General features: G+C 59.0%; 13 protein-coding genes and 3 pseudogenes. 7 read left to right on the top strand and 9 right to left on the bottom strand.

What is annotated here, in order from left to right; translation table 11 throughout:
• Positions 1-90: 90 nt before the first annotated feature.
• The 8 genes from hutC to JUI81_RS02535 form a co-directional block, all read right to left on the bottom strand.
• Positions 91-828, bottom strand: coding sequence for a histidine utilization repressor (gene hutC, locus JUI81_RS02570; RefSeq protein WP_204123638.1), 738 nt, complete (start codon positions 826-828; stop codon positions 91-93).
• Positions 828-1,964, bottom strand: a complete 1,137-nt coding sequence (gene hisC, locus JUI81_RS02565) for a histidinol-phosphate transaminase (protein WP_204123637.1) — start codon at positions 1,962-1,964, stop codon at positions 828-830. Before hisC ends, hutC begins: the two co-directional genes overlap by 1 nt.
• The gene (locus JUI81_RS02560) at positions 1,961-2,800 is read right to left on the bottom strand and encodes an amino acid ABC transporter ATP-binding protein (RefSeq protein ID WP_275406295.1); all 840 of its coding nucleotides are present in this window, start codon (positions 2,798-2,800) and stop codon (positions 1,961-1,963) included. The genes hisC and JUI81_RS02560 overlap by 4 nt, the downstream gene beginning before the upstream one ends.
• Before the next feature lie 101 nt (positions 2,801-2,901).
• On the bottom strand, positions 2,902-3,573 hold the full coding sequence (locus JUI81_RS02555) for an amino acid ABC transporter permease (RefSeq protein ID WP_204123636.1): 672 nt from the start codon (positions 3,571-3,573) through the stop codon (positions 2,902-2,904).
• Positions 3,570-4,229: an amino acid ABC transporter permease gene (locus JUI81_RS02550; protein WP_204123635.1), complete on the bottom strand. Its 660-nt coding sequence runs from the start codon at positions 4,227-4,229 to the stop codon at positions 3,570-3,572. The genes JUI81_RS02555 and JUI81_RS02550 overlap by 4 nt, the downstream gene beginning before the upstream one ends.
• 74 nt (positions 4,230-4,303) lie before the next feature.
• Entirely contained in the window at positions 4,304-5,140 is an 837-nt protein-coding gene (locus JUI81_RS02545) for a transporter substrate-binding domain-containing protein (protein ID WP_204123634.1), read from the bottom strand.
• An 82-nt stretch (positions 5,141-5,222) separates the two neighbouring features.
• A complete protein-coding gene (locus JUI81_RS02540) occupies positions 5,223-6,599 on the bottom strand; it encodes an FAD-binding oxidoreductase (RefSeq protein WP_204123633.1) in 1,377 nt (458 codons plus the stop codon).
• Between the two features lie 4 nt (positions 6,600-6,603).
• Positions 6,604-7,800: an alpha-hydroxy acid oxidase gene (locus JUI81_RS02535; protein WP_204123632.1), complete on the bottom strand. Its 1,197-nt coding sequence runs from the start codon at positions 7,798-7,800 to the stop codon at positions 6,604-6,606.
• Positions 7,801-8,305: 505 nt separating this feature from the next.
• Here JUI81_RS02535 and JUI81_RS02530 point away from each other — a divergent pair.
• From JUI81_RS02530 to JUI81_RS32115, 5 genes and pseudogenes are all read left to right on the top strand, one after another.
• On the top strand, positions 8,306-9,268 hold the full coding sequence (locus tag JUI81_RS02530; RefSeq protein ID WP_204123631.1) for an isopenicillin N synthase family oxygenase: 963 nt from the start codon (positions 8,306-8,308) through the stop codon (positions 9,266-9,268).
• A gap of 72 nt (positions 9,269-9,340) precedes the next feature.
• Positions 9,341-9,688, top strand: a complete 348-nt coding sequence (locus JUI81_RS02525) for a RidA family protein (RefSeq protein ID WP_204123630.1) — start codon at positions 9,341-9,343, stop codon at positions 9,686-9,688.
• A 12-nt stretch (positions 9,689-9,700) separates the two neighbouring features.
• Positions 9,701-10,936 carry an FAD-binding oxidoreductase gene (locus JUI81_RS02520; RefSeq protein WP_204123629.1) on the top strand — a complete coding sequence of 412 codons (1,236 nt, stop codon included), beginning with the start codon at positions 9,701-9,703 and terminating at the stop codon, positions 10,934-10,936.
• A gap of 210 nt (positions 10,937-11,146) precedes the next feature.
• Positions 11,147-12,232: pseudogene (locus JUI81_RS32120) on the top strand (cache domain-containing protein); the annotation flags it as partial.
• 6 nt (positions 12,233-12,238) lie between these two features.
• A complete protein-coding gene (locus tag JUI81_RS32115) occupies positions 12,239-13,093 on the top strand; it encodes a methyl-accepting chemotaxis protein (RefSeq protein ID WP_374707258.1) in 855 nt (284 codons plus the stop codon).
• Between the two features lie 41 nt (positions 13,094-13,134).
• On the opposite strand, the pseudogene JUI81_RS32110 reads toward JUI81_RS32115, so the two are convergent.
• A pseudogene (locus JUI81_RS32110) lies at positions 13,135-13,317 on the bottom strand (hypothetical protein); the annotation flags it as partial.
• 476 nt (positions 13,318-13,793) lie between these two features.
• Here JUI81_RS32110 and JUI81_RS31740 point away from each other — a divergent pair.
• Positions 13,794-13,950: pseudogene (locus JUI81_RS31740) on the top strand (transposase domain-containing protein); the annotation flags it as partial.
• Positions 13,951-14,446: 496 nt separating this feature from the next.
• Positions 14,447-14,950 carry a GAF domain-containing protein gene (locus JUI81_RS02510; RefSeq protein ID WP_204123627.1) on the top strand — a complete coding sequence of 168 codons (504 nt, stop codon included), beginning with the start codon at positions 14,447-14,449 and terminating at the stop codon, positions 14,948-14,950.
• Positions 14,951-14,969: the final 19 nt, after the last annotated feature.

Raw genomic sequence — 14,969 nt, 5'->3', positions numbered from 1 at the left:
GGTCGACTGTTTTAGGAGGTTTTAAAAGCGCGGAGGAGCGCCGGGAGTAAGGCTGATTAGAGCTTCTGCCACAAGAGGGTTACCGGACAGTCAACTGTCCCTGTGCGCCCCATTCACCGGCAAGCGACTGCCCAGTCGATAGCGTGATGAGGGATGGACCAGCCGCACATACGTGACGATTTTGCTCTGGCTCCACGTCCGGCGTATCAGCACCAGACAGGGTTCATTGGCATCAATTTGCATGTGTTTGCTTTCATCGTTGCTGGGATGACAGGCTTCGACGATATGTTCCATTTCATCAGGTTTGACGACCTGCAACAGGTATCTGGCCGGCTGCAGGTGCTCGCCAAATTCTTGCTTCAAAAACTCCGGCACTAGCTCGGGATTGACGTAACGATCCTCGAGCTGCACTGGCACGCCTTCTTCGCTGTGCACACAGACCAAGTGAAAAACCGAAGAACCGGTGGTCAGCCCCAGGGCGGAAGCCACCGGCATCGAGGCCGACTCGCGCCCCAGGTGCAGGACGCGACAGGTGTAACTGTGGCCCCGGGCGAGGATTTCGTCCGCTATGTTGGTGATGCGCAGCAGATTCGATTGCGGCTTGCTTTCAGCCACGAACGTGCCTACGCCTGAAATCCGCACCAAATGACCTTCTTCGGTCAGCTCGCGCAAGGCCCGGTTGACGGTCATGCGCGAGATGCCCAGTTCTTGCACCAATTGGTTCTCTGAGGAAATCAGGTCGCCAGGTTTCCAAACGCCCGCGCGAAGTTGGTCTTGCACAAAATCCTTCGCGCGGCGGTAGAGCGCTTGTGGTGCATTTTTGATCATTAGTCGGTCCGTGTCTCTTGTGCGGCAAGGACGCTTGCCAGGGCTTGGAGGAAAAGGTCGTTATCGTCACAGCTTCCGATAGATACCCGCAAGTACTGAGTGTATCCGACTTCGCGCCACGGCTTGATAATCACCCCCTCACGCAGCAATGCCTGGTTGATAACTTCGGCAGGATAAGGGGTGCTGAAGAACAGAAAGTTGGCCATGGACGGGGCGGTGGTGATGCCTTGTTCCTGCAACGCCACTTCCAGCCGCCGGCGTTCGCTGGCGACATGGGACAGGCAGGCATCCAGATGGTCATCGTCGGCCAGCGCCGCTATTGCCGCAGCTTGAGCCACGCGGTTGACGTTGAAAGGCGTGCGCAGACGGTTGATCAGATCGGCCAGCAGCGGATCGCTGACGATCCCGTAGCCGATACGCAAACCCGCCAGGGAATAAGCCTTGGAGAAGGTCCGCAGGAGGATAAACGGTTTGCCGCTGGCTTGAATCAAACCGAGGCAATCCGGATACTCGGCCTCCCATTGCGCGTATTCGTAATAGGCTTCATCAAACACCACTAAGCACTTCGGGGGCAATGCATCGAGCAGCTGCTGCAACTCGTCGGCGCTCAAGGTGCAGCCGACCGGATTGGACGGGCAGGAAAACATCAGTACATGCGTGTGGGGCGTGAGTGCGGCGACCATTGCCGCAACGTCGAAGGTGCCTTTGTCGGTCATGGGAACACCGACTACCCGGGCACCGGCGGCCATTGGGTAGATAAAGTGCAAACCGAAGGACGGCACCACGGTAACGACTTCGTCGTCGTGGTCCAAAAACACTCGGCTGATGACGCTCAGCAAATCTTCCGAGCCATTGCCGAACACCAGTTGATCTTCCGGTACGTCGAGTTTTTCCGACAGTGCGGTGCGTAATGCCTGGCAACCGGCATCGGGATACAGCGCAATTTCGCTGCAGGCTTGGGCCGTTGCGGCGCTAACGGCGGGTGCCGTTCCCATCGGGTTTTCGTTGCTGCCCAGTTTGGCTACGCGGGTCAGGCCGAAGCGCTTGCGCACCGCGTCCGAAGCGAGGCCTGCGTTGTAACTGGTCAGTTCACGCACTTCGGCGCGGGCGAGCAGGTTCAGGTCGTTGGCATTCATACAGGGCTAACCTCTTTGGTGTCTTGCCAGAAGGCATTGCGATCCAGATAGTTCTGCAGGAATTGCTGCAGACGCGGCTGTTCGGCGTTGTGAAAGATTTCGTGCGGGCTGCCATGGGCAACCACCTGGCCTTGATCGAGGAACACCACCGAGTCGGCGACCTGGGCGGCGAAGCCCATTTCGTGGGTCACCACGACCATAGTCATGCCTTCTTTGGCAAGGGTCTTCATGACCTGCAGGACCTCGCCGACCAGTTCCGGATCGAGGGCCGAAGTGGGTTCATCGAACAGCATGATGTGCGGCTCCATGGCCAGCGCCCGGGCAATCGCCACGCGCTGCTGTTGGCCACCGGACAGCTGTGCCGGATAGGCCGAGGCTTTATGGGCCAACCCAACTTTATCCAGCATCGATAAGGCTCGCTGGCGGGCGTCATCGGCAGACAGCTTGCGCACGCGCAGCAACGCTTCACTGACATTGCCCAAGGCAGTCATGTGCGGCCACAAGTTGAACTGCTGAAAAACCATGCCGACATTACGCCGTACCAGATTGATCTGCGACTGCGCCGCACGTTTGCGGCCCTTGCCGTTATCCGGCGCCCAACCAAGCAATTGGCCTTCGACGTAAATCTCGCCCTCGTCGTATTCCTCAAGAAACGCCATGCTGCGCAGCAGGGTGCTTTTACCTGAGCCGGAGGGGCCGATCAGGCAGACCACTTCAGAATGACGGACCTGCAAGTCGATACCCTTGAGCACGCGCAGGGTGCCGAAGCTTTTGCCGACGTTGCGCAGTTTCAGCATTGGCTCGCTATTGCCGGAGAGTGATTTGGACGTCTTCATCGCTTCACCTGGTTTTTTCAATTCGGATGCATGGGGTGGGGCTGTTGTTGTCGACGGCGCGGATTTCCCGCATCGTTCCACGGAGGTAGATTGGGAAGGGCTCATCGCGGCTGCTTCTGCATGAATCGGCCGACACGCGCTTCCAGCAACATGCCCAGCCGTGAACAGGCTTCCACCAGCAACAGGTAGCCGATGCACAGCACCAATAGGGTTTCGACGAACGTGAAGGTCTGCGAACCGATGCCGGTCAGGACCATGGTCATTTCGGGGATGGTGATGATCGACAGTGCGGCCGTTTCCTTGCACATGATCGTGACCATGTTGACCAGCGCCGGCAGGATGATCACCAGCATTTGCGGGACCTGAATGCGCATGATGCAGTGCACGCGGCTGATGCCCAGGCAGTCGGCGGCTTCGAGTTGCCCGCGGGCAACGGATTCAAAACCGGTGCGGAAAATCTCCGCGAAATACACGCTGCCATAGATGCCCAGGCCAAGAATGCCGGCCGGGATCGGGTCCAGATTCAGCCCGAAAGACGGGCCGCCGTAGTACACCAGGAACAACTGGACCAGAAACGGTGTGCTTCGAATGATCTCGATGAATGCGCGTAACGGTGCGCGCACCAGATTGTTGCCGAACAGTTGGGCGACGGCGATCAACAGGCCCAATGCCAGGCCAAGCGCAACGCCCGCGGACCATGTGCCGAGCGTGACCATGAAGCCTTGTCCGATGTCGCCGAGGTGGTCGGTAATGATCGAAGGATCAAAAATCATGCGCTGCGCTCCTTCAAATGACGTTCCAGCACGCCGCCGAAGTACGCCAATGGGATGTTGATCAGGCAGTAGAAGCCGGCCAGCATCAGGTAGTCCTGAACGAACATGTAGTCACTGGCCGCGATGTTCTGCGCCGTGCGAGTCAGGTCGGCCAGGCCCACCACCGACACCAGCGACGACGCCTTGATCAGCAGGATCATTTCGTTGACCAGTGCCGGCAGGGTCAGGCGCACGGCTTGCGGGACACGAATGCGCACAAGCATTTGCCCGGAGCTCATCCCCAGCAAACCGGCGGCTTCCAGTTGACCGCCAGGAATGGCGAGAAAGCCGCCGCGCAGGATTTCGGCGATGTAGGCGCCGGCCGCGAGAGACAGGCCGATGACCGCCGCCACTATGGGGGTAACGTTGGGCAAGCCGATACGCGGCAGGAAGTAATAAATGAACAGCAATTGCACCAGCAGCGGAATGCCGCGGAACACAAATATGTAGGCGCCCCCCAGGCGTCTGAATATCGGTATGGGCGACAGGCGCAGGCTCCCGATGACAACGCCGATGACAAAGCCAAAGGCCAGTCCTGCGGTGGAAATCTCGAGGGTCACCAGCAAGCCGTCCAGTAGCAATGGAAGGTTTTGCAGCAGTAAAGGCCAATCAAACATCGTCGTGCCTCCTGATGGATAAATCGCCGGCTCGGCTGAGCCGGCATCCCGTTCAACCAAGTCGCAAACCCGGTTTACCAGGCAGGGGTGAAATCAGCTTTGGGGATGTCCATCTCGGAGCCCAGCCATTTCTTTTGCAGCGCGGAGAGACGGCCGTCTTCGTGCATTTTCAGGAGAGCAGCATCGAGGGCGGCGATCAGGCTGCTGGCGTCATCACTCTTGCGTCCCAAGTAGGCGAAGTAGGCTTTGTTGCCAAATGGAGGCAGCACCACTTTGTATTTGTCCGGGTGCTGCGCAGCGACGTAGGCGATGTTCGGCAGGGAGTTGGCGACCGCAACGATGCGTTTGGTGCCCAGCTCGGCATAGGCCTGGTTGTTGTCGACGTACTCACGAACTTCAACTTTTTTCGGCAGGGTGACGGCAAAGTTTTTCAGCTCTTCGAGTTGCGCCGAGCCCTTGCCGGCGCCCACGACTTTGCCCGCGATGTCTTCAGGCCTGGTGATCGGGCTGTCCTTGGCGCTGACCAGCAAGGCGACGGTTGCCTCGGCGATCGGTAGCGTGAAGTGGTAACGGTCCTTGCGTGCTTTGGTGACGATGATCGGTCCGGCGACGATGTCGAATTTTTTGGCTTCAAGCCCCGGCAAGACGCTGGGCCATGGCAGGTCCATGAATTTGATCTTGACACCCAACTCTTTGCCCAGTTGCTCGAACAGCTCGGCGTTCAGGCCTTTCTGTTTGCCGTTTTCAGTAAAGTCGAACGGTGCGAATTGCAGCTCGGTGCCCACGATCAGCTCTCCGGATTTTTTTACGTCGGCGAGTTGATCGGCCTGGACCGTCATACAGGTCCCCGTCATCGCCAGGGCGATACACAGGGCGTTGAGTTTTTTACTGAAAAAAGAACCGGATTTCATGGTGTAACTCCTTCATCAGGTGCAGCGAGGTTGTGGTGTGTGGTGGCTCTGGCGTTGCGGTACTTACAGCTTGAATGTGAGCTCAACCGAGGATCTTTCCGGGGTTGAGGATGCCCTTGGGGTCGAAGCAGTCCTTGAGTTGTTGCATCGTCTGGCGAGCCTCGAAGCTGACCGATTGATGGAGGAAGTCGCGCTTGAGCAGACCGATGCCGTGTTCTGCGGAGATCGAGCCGCCCAGTTCGCCGACTGCGCCATAGACGAGTTCCTCGACTTCAAGAATGGGCGCGGGGGTGGGCAAGGACGCACAGTCGACGGTCAGGTGCAGGTTGCTGTCGCCGATGTGGCCGAAGTACACGCTGTGGTTGCCGGGCCAGCGTTGCTCCAGTCGCTCGCGACAGCGTTCGGCGAAGTCGCCGATCAGGCCGATGGGCAGGCTGACGTCGAAGTTCAACGGGGTCATGCGCAGGGGAAATTCGCCGGTCGCTTCACGGATCTTCCACAGTGTCCGGGCTTGGGTCTGCGAGCTGGCCATCACGGCATCGACCACTTCACCTGCGGCGAACGCCTCTTCCAGGGTCTGCTCGAGCAGCTCCCGAGGGCTGGCGCATTCGAGCAGGACGTACAGCGGATAAGTCAGTGGCAGCGGGGCCGTTGGGTTTTCGAGCCAGGACACGCCCAGCTTGAAGAAGTCTTGCCACATCAGCTCATAGGCCTGCGGCGCGCCGACGCCGCGCTGTACTCGGCGCAGCAGGCTGACCGCGCTGGCGTAATCGGGCAGGGCGCAGAGCAGGGTGGTGGTTTCGCCGGGCCGGGGGGCCAGTTTCAGGACGGCGCGGGTAATGATTCCAAGGGTGCCTTCGCTGCCGATGAAGCATTGTTTCAGGTCATAGCCGCAGTTGTTCTTGATCATCTTGTTAAGCAGGTTGAGTACCCGGCCATCGGCCAGGACCACCTCCAGTCCGAGGACCAGATCACGGGTCATGCCGTAGCGAACCACGGCGTTGCCGCCGGCATTGGTGGCGATGTTGCCGCCGATCTGGCAAGAGCCACGGGCACCAAGATCCAGCGGGAACACGAAGCCGGCCTCGAGCGCCGCGCGCTGAATCTCCTCCAGCGTGGTGCCGGCCCACACGGTGATGGTCGCCGCCGCCGGATCGATTTCTTCGATGCCGCGCAGGCGCTCAAGGGACAGGGCAATGTCCGTCTCGCCCGGCACTCCGCCCCCCGCCAGTCCTGTCATTCCGCCCTGGGGCACCACCGATTGCCCGGCGTCATTGCAGATGCGCAAGACGCTCGCCACCTGCTCCGTCGTGCGCGGCAGCAACAGCGCGGCAGGGCACGCCGGTGCGTGGCCGGTCCAGTCGCTGTAATGGCGTTGACTGATATCGGCACCGGTCACCACCGCGATTTCACCCAGCGCGTGGCGCAGCTGTTCGAGGGTCTGTTGCAGATCGTTCATAGGTTTAACTCACGGTGAAGGAAGTGGAGGGCGACGCGCACAGTGGGCTTCGGTCGAGCTGGTTCAGGTCCGGCGTGCCGAGCAGTGACAGGGCCAGACGCAGTTCTTGCGCGAGCAGATCGAGGGCATGACGCGCACCTGCTTTTCCGCCGACGGCCACTCCGTACAACGTCGCGCGCCCGAGCAAAACGGCATCCGCACCGAGGGCGCAGGCTTTGAGAATGTCGGTGCCTCGGCGCACGCCGCTGTCCAGCAGCAAGGTCAGCTTGCCTTTGGCAGCCGCGGCAATCGCCGGCAGGCAATCGATGCTGGCGGGAACGCCGTCGAGTTGCCGGCCGCCATGGTTGCTCACCACCAAACCATCAAGGCCCAGGGCGATAGCTGTTTCGGCATCGGCCGGGTGCAACACGCCTTTGAGCACCAGCCGTTGTGGCCAGCGGTCACGCAGTCGGGCGAGGGCGTCCCAGTCGAACCCTGTGTCCATCTGACTGCCGATGAAATGGGCGGCACCTTCGAGGTTGCGTTGCTCGCGGGGGAGGTAACGTTCGAGGTTGCCCAGGTTCGGCAGGCCTTGGGGCCACAGCGTCTGAGCCATCCAGCGTGGGTGAGCCAGCACGTCAAACTTGTTGCGCAGGCTCAGTTGTCGGGGGCGGACAAAGTTGCGTTTATCCCACTCCCGATTGCCGAGCAGCACGGCATCGCAGGTCAACAACAGCGTGGTACAGCCCACGGCGCTGGCGCGTTGCAACAGGTCTTGCCGAACCTTGGGGGCGCGCAGGCAATACAGCTGGAACCAGAGATTCACCTCCGGCACCGCCTCGACTATTTGCTCCATTGAGTGGGTGGAAACAGTACTCAGGGTGAAAGGCAGGCCGAGCTCGGTCGCTGCCCGGGCCAGATGAATATCGGCATCGCGATAGAGCATGGCGTTGTAACCAGTGGGACCGATGGCGATGGGCAGCGGCAAGGTTCGGCCAAACAGCGAGCGCTGGGTATGCGTCACGGAACACGGCACCAGCGTCCTTGGCAGCAGGGCAATGTCAGCGAATCCTTGCCGGTTCCGACCCAAGGTCAGCTCGTCCTCGGCACCGCCCTCCAGGTATTCCCAGGCAAAGTGCGGCAAGCGTCGACGGGCCATCACTGCCAACTCGGCAATGCTCCGTGCTCGACGATAATCCGGGCCTGAATAATAGCGGCGCATGACATTTCCCATCGGCCTGGAAAGAGTGGGGGCTCGCCGCAATGGCGTTTCGGCAAACTCGTCCGGTTGTGGTTTGCAGCCTCGGGGTACGCCGATCAGTCATGGGCAAAATCCTGAGGCTGTCAGGCTGTATGAGCCTGACTATACAAGCAAGGCAAAATGCAGGCCAGAATTCCTCCGTGGCTCGTCATCCCCCCCCCCCCAGAGCGTGTTTGTTCGATAAAGGACTCCGTAAAAATGTTCCGTTGTGAGATGCCCTGTCACCGTTCGTTGCACCATGATCGCTCCCGCCGCACCCCGATGGGGCGAAACGAAACCAATGGGTAACAGTTTTGTTCGAATGATTTTTTCCCCCGACGGAAGTGAAACCCCTTTGGTTCGGGGCCTGCCGGGCAGCGCTTGAATGGGCGGCACGGTAAATGCTTTAACCTGTATATACATGATGATTGTTTCTAGGCGAAACTGTCATCCCGCCCTGGTAGCCCTGCGCGTACAAGGAGTGAACATGACCTCAAGCAACCGTCTTCCTCTGATCGATATGTCCGGCGTCCGCGAGGGTGACCCGGCCAGCATTCGTCGCGCCGGGGATGCCATTCGCAAAGCCTGCAGCGAAACCGGCTTCTTCTACATCATCAATCACGGCGTCCCCCAAACAGTCATCGACACCGCCATGAACGCGGCCGGGCAGCTTTTTGCCTATCCGGCAGAGGTCAAACGCCAGGTGGCTGTGAACAACCGGCACCGGGGTTGGCATGCGCTGGGCGGGGTGACGATGTATGACGCGACCAAACCTGATCACAAGGAGTTTTTCAGCATCGGTCTGGAGCTGGGCGAGGATGATCCCTGCGTGCTCGCCGGCGAGGCGCTGCGTGGGCCGAATCAGTGGCCAGCCTTCATGCCGCAGTTGCGCGATGCGCTGAGTGACTACTATTCGGAGATCGCCAAAGCCGGAGCGGATCTGTTGAAGGCCGTCGCTGTCGGGTTGGGAATCGAAGAAGACTTTTTCACCGACAAGTACACCAAGCCCCTGCAGCGCACGCAGATGGTTTACTACCCGCCGCAACCGGCACACGCCGAGGCGGATCAGTTTGGGGTAGCGCCGCATACCGATTACGGCTGCATAACGTTGCTTTATCAGGACAACAGCGGTGGTCTGCAAGTGCGCGAGTTGGGCACCGATCGCTGGATCGATGCCACGCCAATCCCGGGCAGCCTGGTGGTGAATGTCGGCGACCTGTTGGCGCATTGGTCCAACAATCGTTTCCGGTCGACCCTGCACCGGGTGATCAACGCTTCGGGCCATGAGCGCTATTCCATCGCAACGTTCTACGACCCGACTTACAGCGCCAGCGTTGATCCCTGCGATCTGGGCATCGACCGGGCGCAGAGCCTGTATGAGCCAGTGGCGGCAGGCGACTACATCCTCAAACGCATCGATGACTCAATGGCCTACCGTAAAAAACACTAGTGCCGAGTCGATGATTCACCACCGGCGCTCGTTGATGGGCGTCTTTATGAAATATCCAAGAAGAGAACTGCCATGACCGTTAGCAATCTGCCCTTTTCCAAAGTCCGCCACAGCCAAGGCCTGGTTTTTTTGTCCGGCGAGTTGCCGTTTGCCGAGGACGGTAGCTTTCCTGAAGGTATTGAAGCGCAAACGCGTTTGACCTTGACCCGAATTGCCCAGACGCTGGAAGTCGAATCGCTATCGCTGGACGATGTTGTCAGCGTTACCGTGTACTTGACCGAGCGGAGTAACTTCGCCGAATTCAATCGGGCTTACGCATCGTTCTTCACGACCAACCTGCCCGTGCGCGCGACGGTCTGCGCCGGGCTGGTAGTCGATGCGTTGGTCGAGATCAGCGTCATCGCGCAACAGCGTGCTTGATTCGGAGGCAGCGTGAACGAAAAACAAGTGGTGGTACTGGGGGCCGGCATTGTCGGCGTATGCACGGCGTTGCATTTGCAACGCCGTGGCTGCGCGGTGACGCTGGTGGACAAAGGTTTGCCGGGGCGTGAAACGTCGTTCGGCAACGCTGGCATCATTCAGCGTGAGGCTATTGAGCCTTATGCGTTCCCGAGGGATCTTGCCAGCCTGATAAACGTGGCAACCAAGCGCGACATCGGCGTCAATTACCATCTGCGCGCGATGCCTGAATACGTGCCTGCCCTGGTCAGGTATTGGGCCAATTCAGCGCCCAGGCATTACCAGGCGATTGCCGATGCGTTCCGCACGCTGATCGAGCATTCGATCAGCGAGCACTCGGAGTTGATCGAGCAAAGCGGTTCGCAAAACCTGATTGTGCGCAAAGGCTGGATTCAGGCTTTTCGTAGCCCGCTGCAATTCGATGAGGCGGTGGAACGTGCGGTACGCGTGAGCGCACACGGCGTGTTGTCCGAGCCTCTGGACGGTGCCGCGCTCCGACTGGCGGAACCAGCGCTGAGCGATGCATTGGTGGGGGGAATTCATTGGCTGCAACCCTGGACGTGCACTGAGCCGGGCGAGCTGGTGCAGCGTTATGCCGAGCTGTTCGTGCGTGAAGGGGGAGAGAGTTTACGCGGCGATGCGCGATCGTTGCGTCAGTCGGGAGCCGGCTGGAGCGTCGACACCGATTCCGGACCGGTCGGCGCGGCGCAGGTGGTCGTGGCGCTGGGGCCTTGGGCTCACGAGCTGCTTGGCGAGCTGGGCTACCGCCTTCCGTTGTTCGTCAAGCGCGGTTACCACGCTCACTTTGCCGATGGCGCGACATTGAACCGCCCGGTTCTGGATACCGAGCAGGGCTACATGTTGGCGCCGATGAAGCGCGGTGTCCGCCTGTCGACGGGGGCGGAATTCGCCAGCCTGAGCGCGCCGCCAACACCGGTGCAGTTGGGCAAGGCCGAACGGGCTGCACGGCAGGTATTGGCGTTAGGCCCCCAGGTCGAGCGCACACCCTGGAGCGGCGCCCGACCGTGCACGGTAGACATGAAGCCGGTGATCGGCGCGGCGCCCTTGCATAAAGGCCTCTGGTTCAATTTCGGCCATGCCCATCAAGGATTTACGCTAGGCCCGGTCAGCGGTCGACTACTCGCAGAATTGATGATGGGCGAGACGCCTGTGGTCGATCCGGCACCCTTTGCTCCAGGGCGTTTCTGAGCTGATTGGTCGTGCATGAACCTTCTCGCCCATCTCCGTCGGAGTCACGGGCGAGAACCTGCCGGTCAGGAAAATAAAACCGATTTTTTATCTACGGACGCTGCCCCGGCAGATTTCGTGGCCGTCGTCGTGGGCGCTGTTCTGATTTCAGTCGGTGTATCCATTCCATCGGCTCGCCCTAAATAAATATAAATACGCGCTGGAGAGGTGATGAACATCAAACAGAAGCTGACGTGGGTATTTGCCGCCATTGCCTGCCTTCCGGTGATTCTGGTCGCGGTGCTCGTCGTATTGAACTTGCGCAGCGCAGCACAAGCCAATTTCCTGGATAGCAGCGGGCGTGAAATTCGCCAGATCGATAACGGTATGAAGCAGTTCTTCGACAGCATCCGCCAAAACGTCGAATATCTTGCCAGGGATCCTCGGATCGCGACCGTCAAGGGGTTGAAAAACTATACCGCTGCCAATGCTGAGCAAACACCTGTGACAGAAGCCGATCAGCGGCTCCAGGCTATTTTCGATCGGTTTGCCGAGACCCATCCGACCACCGCATCCATTTCCCTGGGGCTCAACGACGGCGGCTTTGCCGGTTGGCCCGACGACCAGAAAATGGCCAGCTACGACCCCCGAGTGCGTCCCTGGTACAAGACCGCCATGGCGGCCACGCCTGACACAACCGCGCGCACGGGCGCGTACTACTGGGCACCTGATGACATGGTGCTGGTCAGCACGGTTCGCGCTTTCGCCGACGCCAACGGCAACCCGGTGGGTGTTGTCGGCGTGGACGTCTCGCTCAAGCAACTGACTGAACTGGTTAAAACCATCAAGCTGGGCGACAGCGGGTACCTGATGATGGTCGAAGCCAACGGCAACGTTCTGGTCGATCCCGCCAATGCCAAAAACAGTTTCAAGCCTCTGGCCGATCTGGGCCCCGGCTATACCGAGCTGGCAAAGAGTGGTGATGGCGTGACTCAGATCGAGATCGATGGCGTGCCGTACATGGTCAATGTGGTCAGTTCCGAAAGCCTGGGCTGGCGCTTTATCGGGCTCATCAAACGCGACGAAGTCATGGCTCAGGCCACCAGTCTCACAGGGTTGATCGCACTGATTGCCGCCGTGTTGGCCGTCATCTTCGCCATTGTCGGCGCGAGCTTCGCGGGCGTGATCGTTAGACCGATTCGCGGCGTTGCCGATGGCTTGCAGGAAATCGCCGAGGGGGAGGGCGACCTAACCCGTGAACTGGAAGTGCGGGGCAAGGACGAAACGGCGACGTTGGCGGGTTGGTTCAACCAGTTCCTCGGCATGATTGCGCAACTGATGCGGCGCATCGGCAGCGCTTGTTCGGATCTGCAACAGGTCGCTGCGGACACCAGCCAAGTGGCCAGCAGCATGAACAACGCCGCCGTGCGCCAGCGCGAAGCGGTTGAGTTGGTGAGCACTGCGTTCAACGAGATGGTCGCGACCTCCAACGAAGTGGCGCGCTCTTGCAGTCAAGCGGCTTCCAGCGCGGACGTCGGTTATCGCGAGGTGCACGACGGGCAACAGCACATCGGCGAAGCCACGGGCAGCGTCCTCAAATTGAGCGATGACCTGCAGCAGTCGGCGCGAACCATGCAGATGCTCGAGCAGGACAGCAAGAACATCAACACCATTCTCGATACCATTCGCTCGATCGCGGAACAGACCAACCTGTTGGCCCTCAATGCTGCGATTGAAGCGGCGCGCGCCGGCGATCAGGGCCGCGGATTTGCGGTAGTGGCCGACGAAGTACGGGCTCTGGCACGACGCACTGCCGACTCAACCGGCGAGATCGACAGCTTGCTCGGCAACCTGGCGCGACGAACGCAGGAAGTGACTCAGCAGATGCAGAAGAGTCTCCAGGTGTCCCAAACCAGTGTTGAATGTATCCAGCAGGCTCGCGTCAGTTTCGACAAAATTCGTAGCTCGGTGGACTCGATCCGCGACCAGAATACTCAGATCGCCACGGCAGCAGAAGAACAGCATCAGGTAGCCGAAGACATCAATCGGCATATCGCGCAGATTCATGCCGATGCTCAGTTGGTTGAAGAGTTTGCGCGCTCGGCGCATACCGGCTCGAATCGTCTGACGGACATTTCTGGGCAACTGAAGGGGCTACTGGGGTGGTTCAAGTTCTAGCCTGTATTACATGCCCGTCGAGCGCGACTTGCCCGAGTTTTTCAGCAACAAGACGGGGCCCAGAGGGCCCCACAAACTAAATCGTCCTGCGTTAACGCCAAGAGGTACTGATCCACAGATTTAACGGTACCATACCCAAACTCGAACGCTGTCATTATCGCCGCATGTGCATGTGCATGTGCATGTGCATGTGCATGTGCATGTGCGGCAGGCACGTTCATGCCGAGCAGGACTGATCTGATCGGCTCGATCTGCTGGAGCAGGGCGAGGTAAAAGCTGCGAGAGCGCATTTGACTATTCGCATCGACGGCATTCCGATGCTGGAGGACCGTCATCTGCCGAGGTAAGCGCCTCCAGTTGCTTCGCTGTCAGTTTTGCCACGTCCTACCCCTTGCCTAATTCAGACGTCTGAGAATTTTGCCCCACTTTTGCCCCACCGAGGTTCAACCAGGCCTAGAAGGACTGCTCAGGTTAATCGAACAAGGACCCGAAGAAAGGAATAGCCCGCCGTACCTGGAGCCTCTGCCCACGACCATATGCGTCGGCTCAAACCGTGCATGGCTGTGGTCCCCTCGCGTAACAACAGGGCATGGTTGAGCCGGGCTTTTCGCTTCGCGGTCACCGAAAGGCTGATCGATGCGAATCGATCTGTGGGCTCGAGGTCGTTGCCGAAGTGTTTCCGCCCAGACAGCAGGACTGCGGAAAGCGTGCAGCGGCGATTATGAGCCTGATCCAATTGACGCGGCATAACGGCCATGACCCGTATGCCTATCCAGGGGGACCTACTCACGCGCCTGCCGAGGCTGCGGGCGAGCGAGGGTGCGGAATTGCAGCCGCATAAGTGGGCGTCCGTCTAACCATGCAAGCTGAGTTGGTCGGACGCTTACGAGTGGTCAGTGGAGCAGCGAATGGAAAGCTGCCGTCGCGAAAATCAAGCCGCTTGGGCAGCTTTCAGGTGCTTTGGGCTCGTACCTTCCGCATCAGAGTCGAATGGCATTAGATGTCAAAGACTCTGTCATGCGCAGGCAAGCCACCTTCTTCCACACTGATTATATTGCTTGTCAAGCTAGCCTAATGTATGGCGGTAAGTTCAACTAGGCGTTTCGTTGGCAGGTCAAGGAAACCTATTCGGACAGGATTGAGATGAAGGGGGCAGGTTGATGCTTATATACGTGCACCGTTGTTATGGGCGAGGGAGTGCATGGATGTAGTTATCCTGAACATGCGAATCTGTCACTCGCCCTCACAGCAGGGTGCGGGTGTAGTTGGAGTGAACCAGGGCACAAATAATTCAAATGGCAACGGCTCCCGATCCACTAAAATAAGCACGACAGTTACGTTTTAAATTGCTGGATGATGGCCATTTTACCCCAAGGCATTTTGCGTCAAGAAATAGAAACGTCATGGCGTCGTTGTGTGAGTTATGGGTTAAATTGTCTAGAAAGCGCGATTGTTGGTTCACATCAGAATCTCGATTTTCAACAGTTGATGGAAAATAATAACTTGTTGATCGAGGCCGTTGCCCCCGAGCTGAATTATTTGATCCATCAGCAGGGGAGGGGAGGCTTAATAATTCTCGCTGATGCCGAAGCCAACATTCTGGCTATCGAAGGTCAGACCGAACTTTTTATAAAACAAGGTTTTTGTGATTTAAAACCCGGCTGCAGATGGAGCGAGTCGCTATGCGGCACTAATGGCGTCGGCACGGCGGTAATAGAAAGGCGTGCGGTTATAATCAATCGAGGTGAACACTACCTTGATTGCGTCAGCCAATTTTCCTGCGTTTCGGTACCAATCAAAGGCCCGCAGAGTCAAGTGATGGGTGTGCTTAATGTGACTCGGGATAGCAGCCAATGAATCCGCCTGTGCTCTCCTG

Source organism: Pseudomonas sp. 008 (assembly GCF_016861935.1).
Classification (GTDB): Bacteria; Pseudomonadota; Gammaproteobacteria; order Pseudomonadales; family Pseudomonadaceae; genus Aquipseudomonas.
Note: the sequence above shows the minus strand (reverse complement) of the source record. Positions and strands in the feature narration are given on the sequence as shown.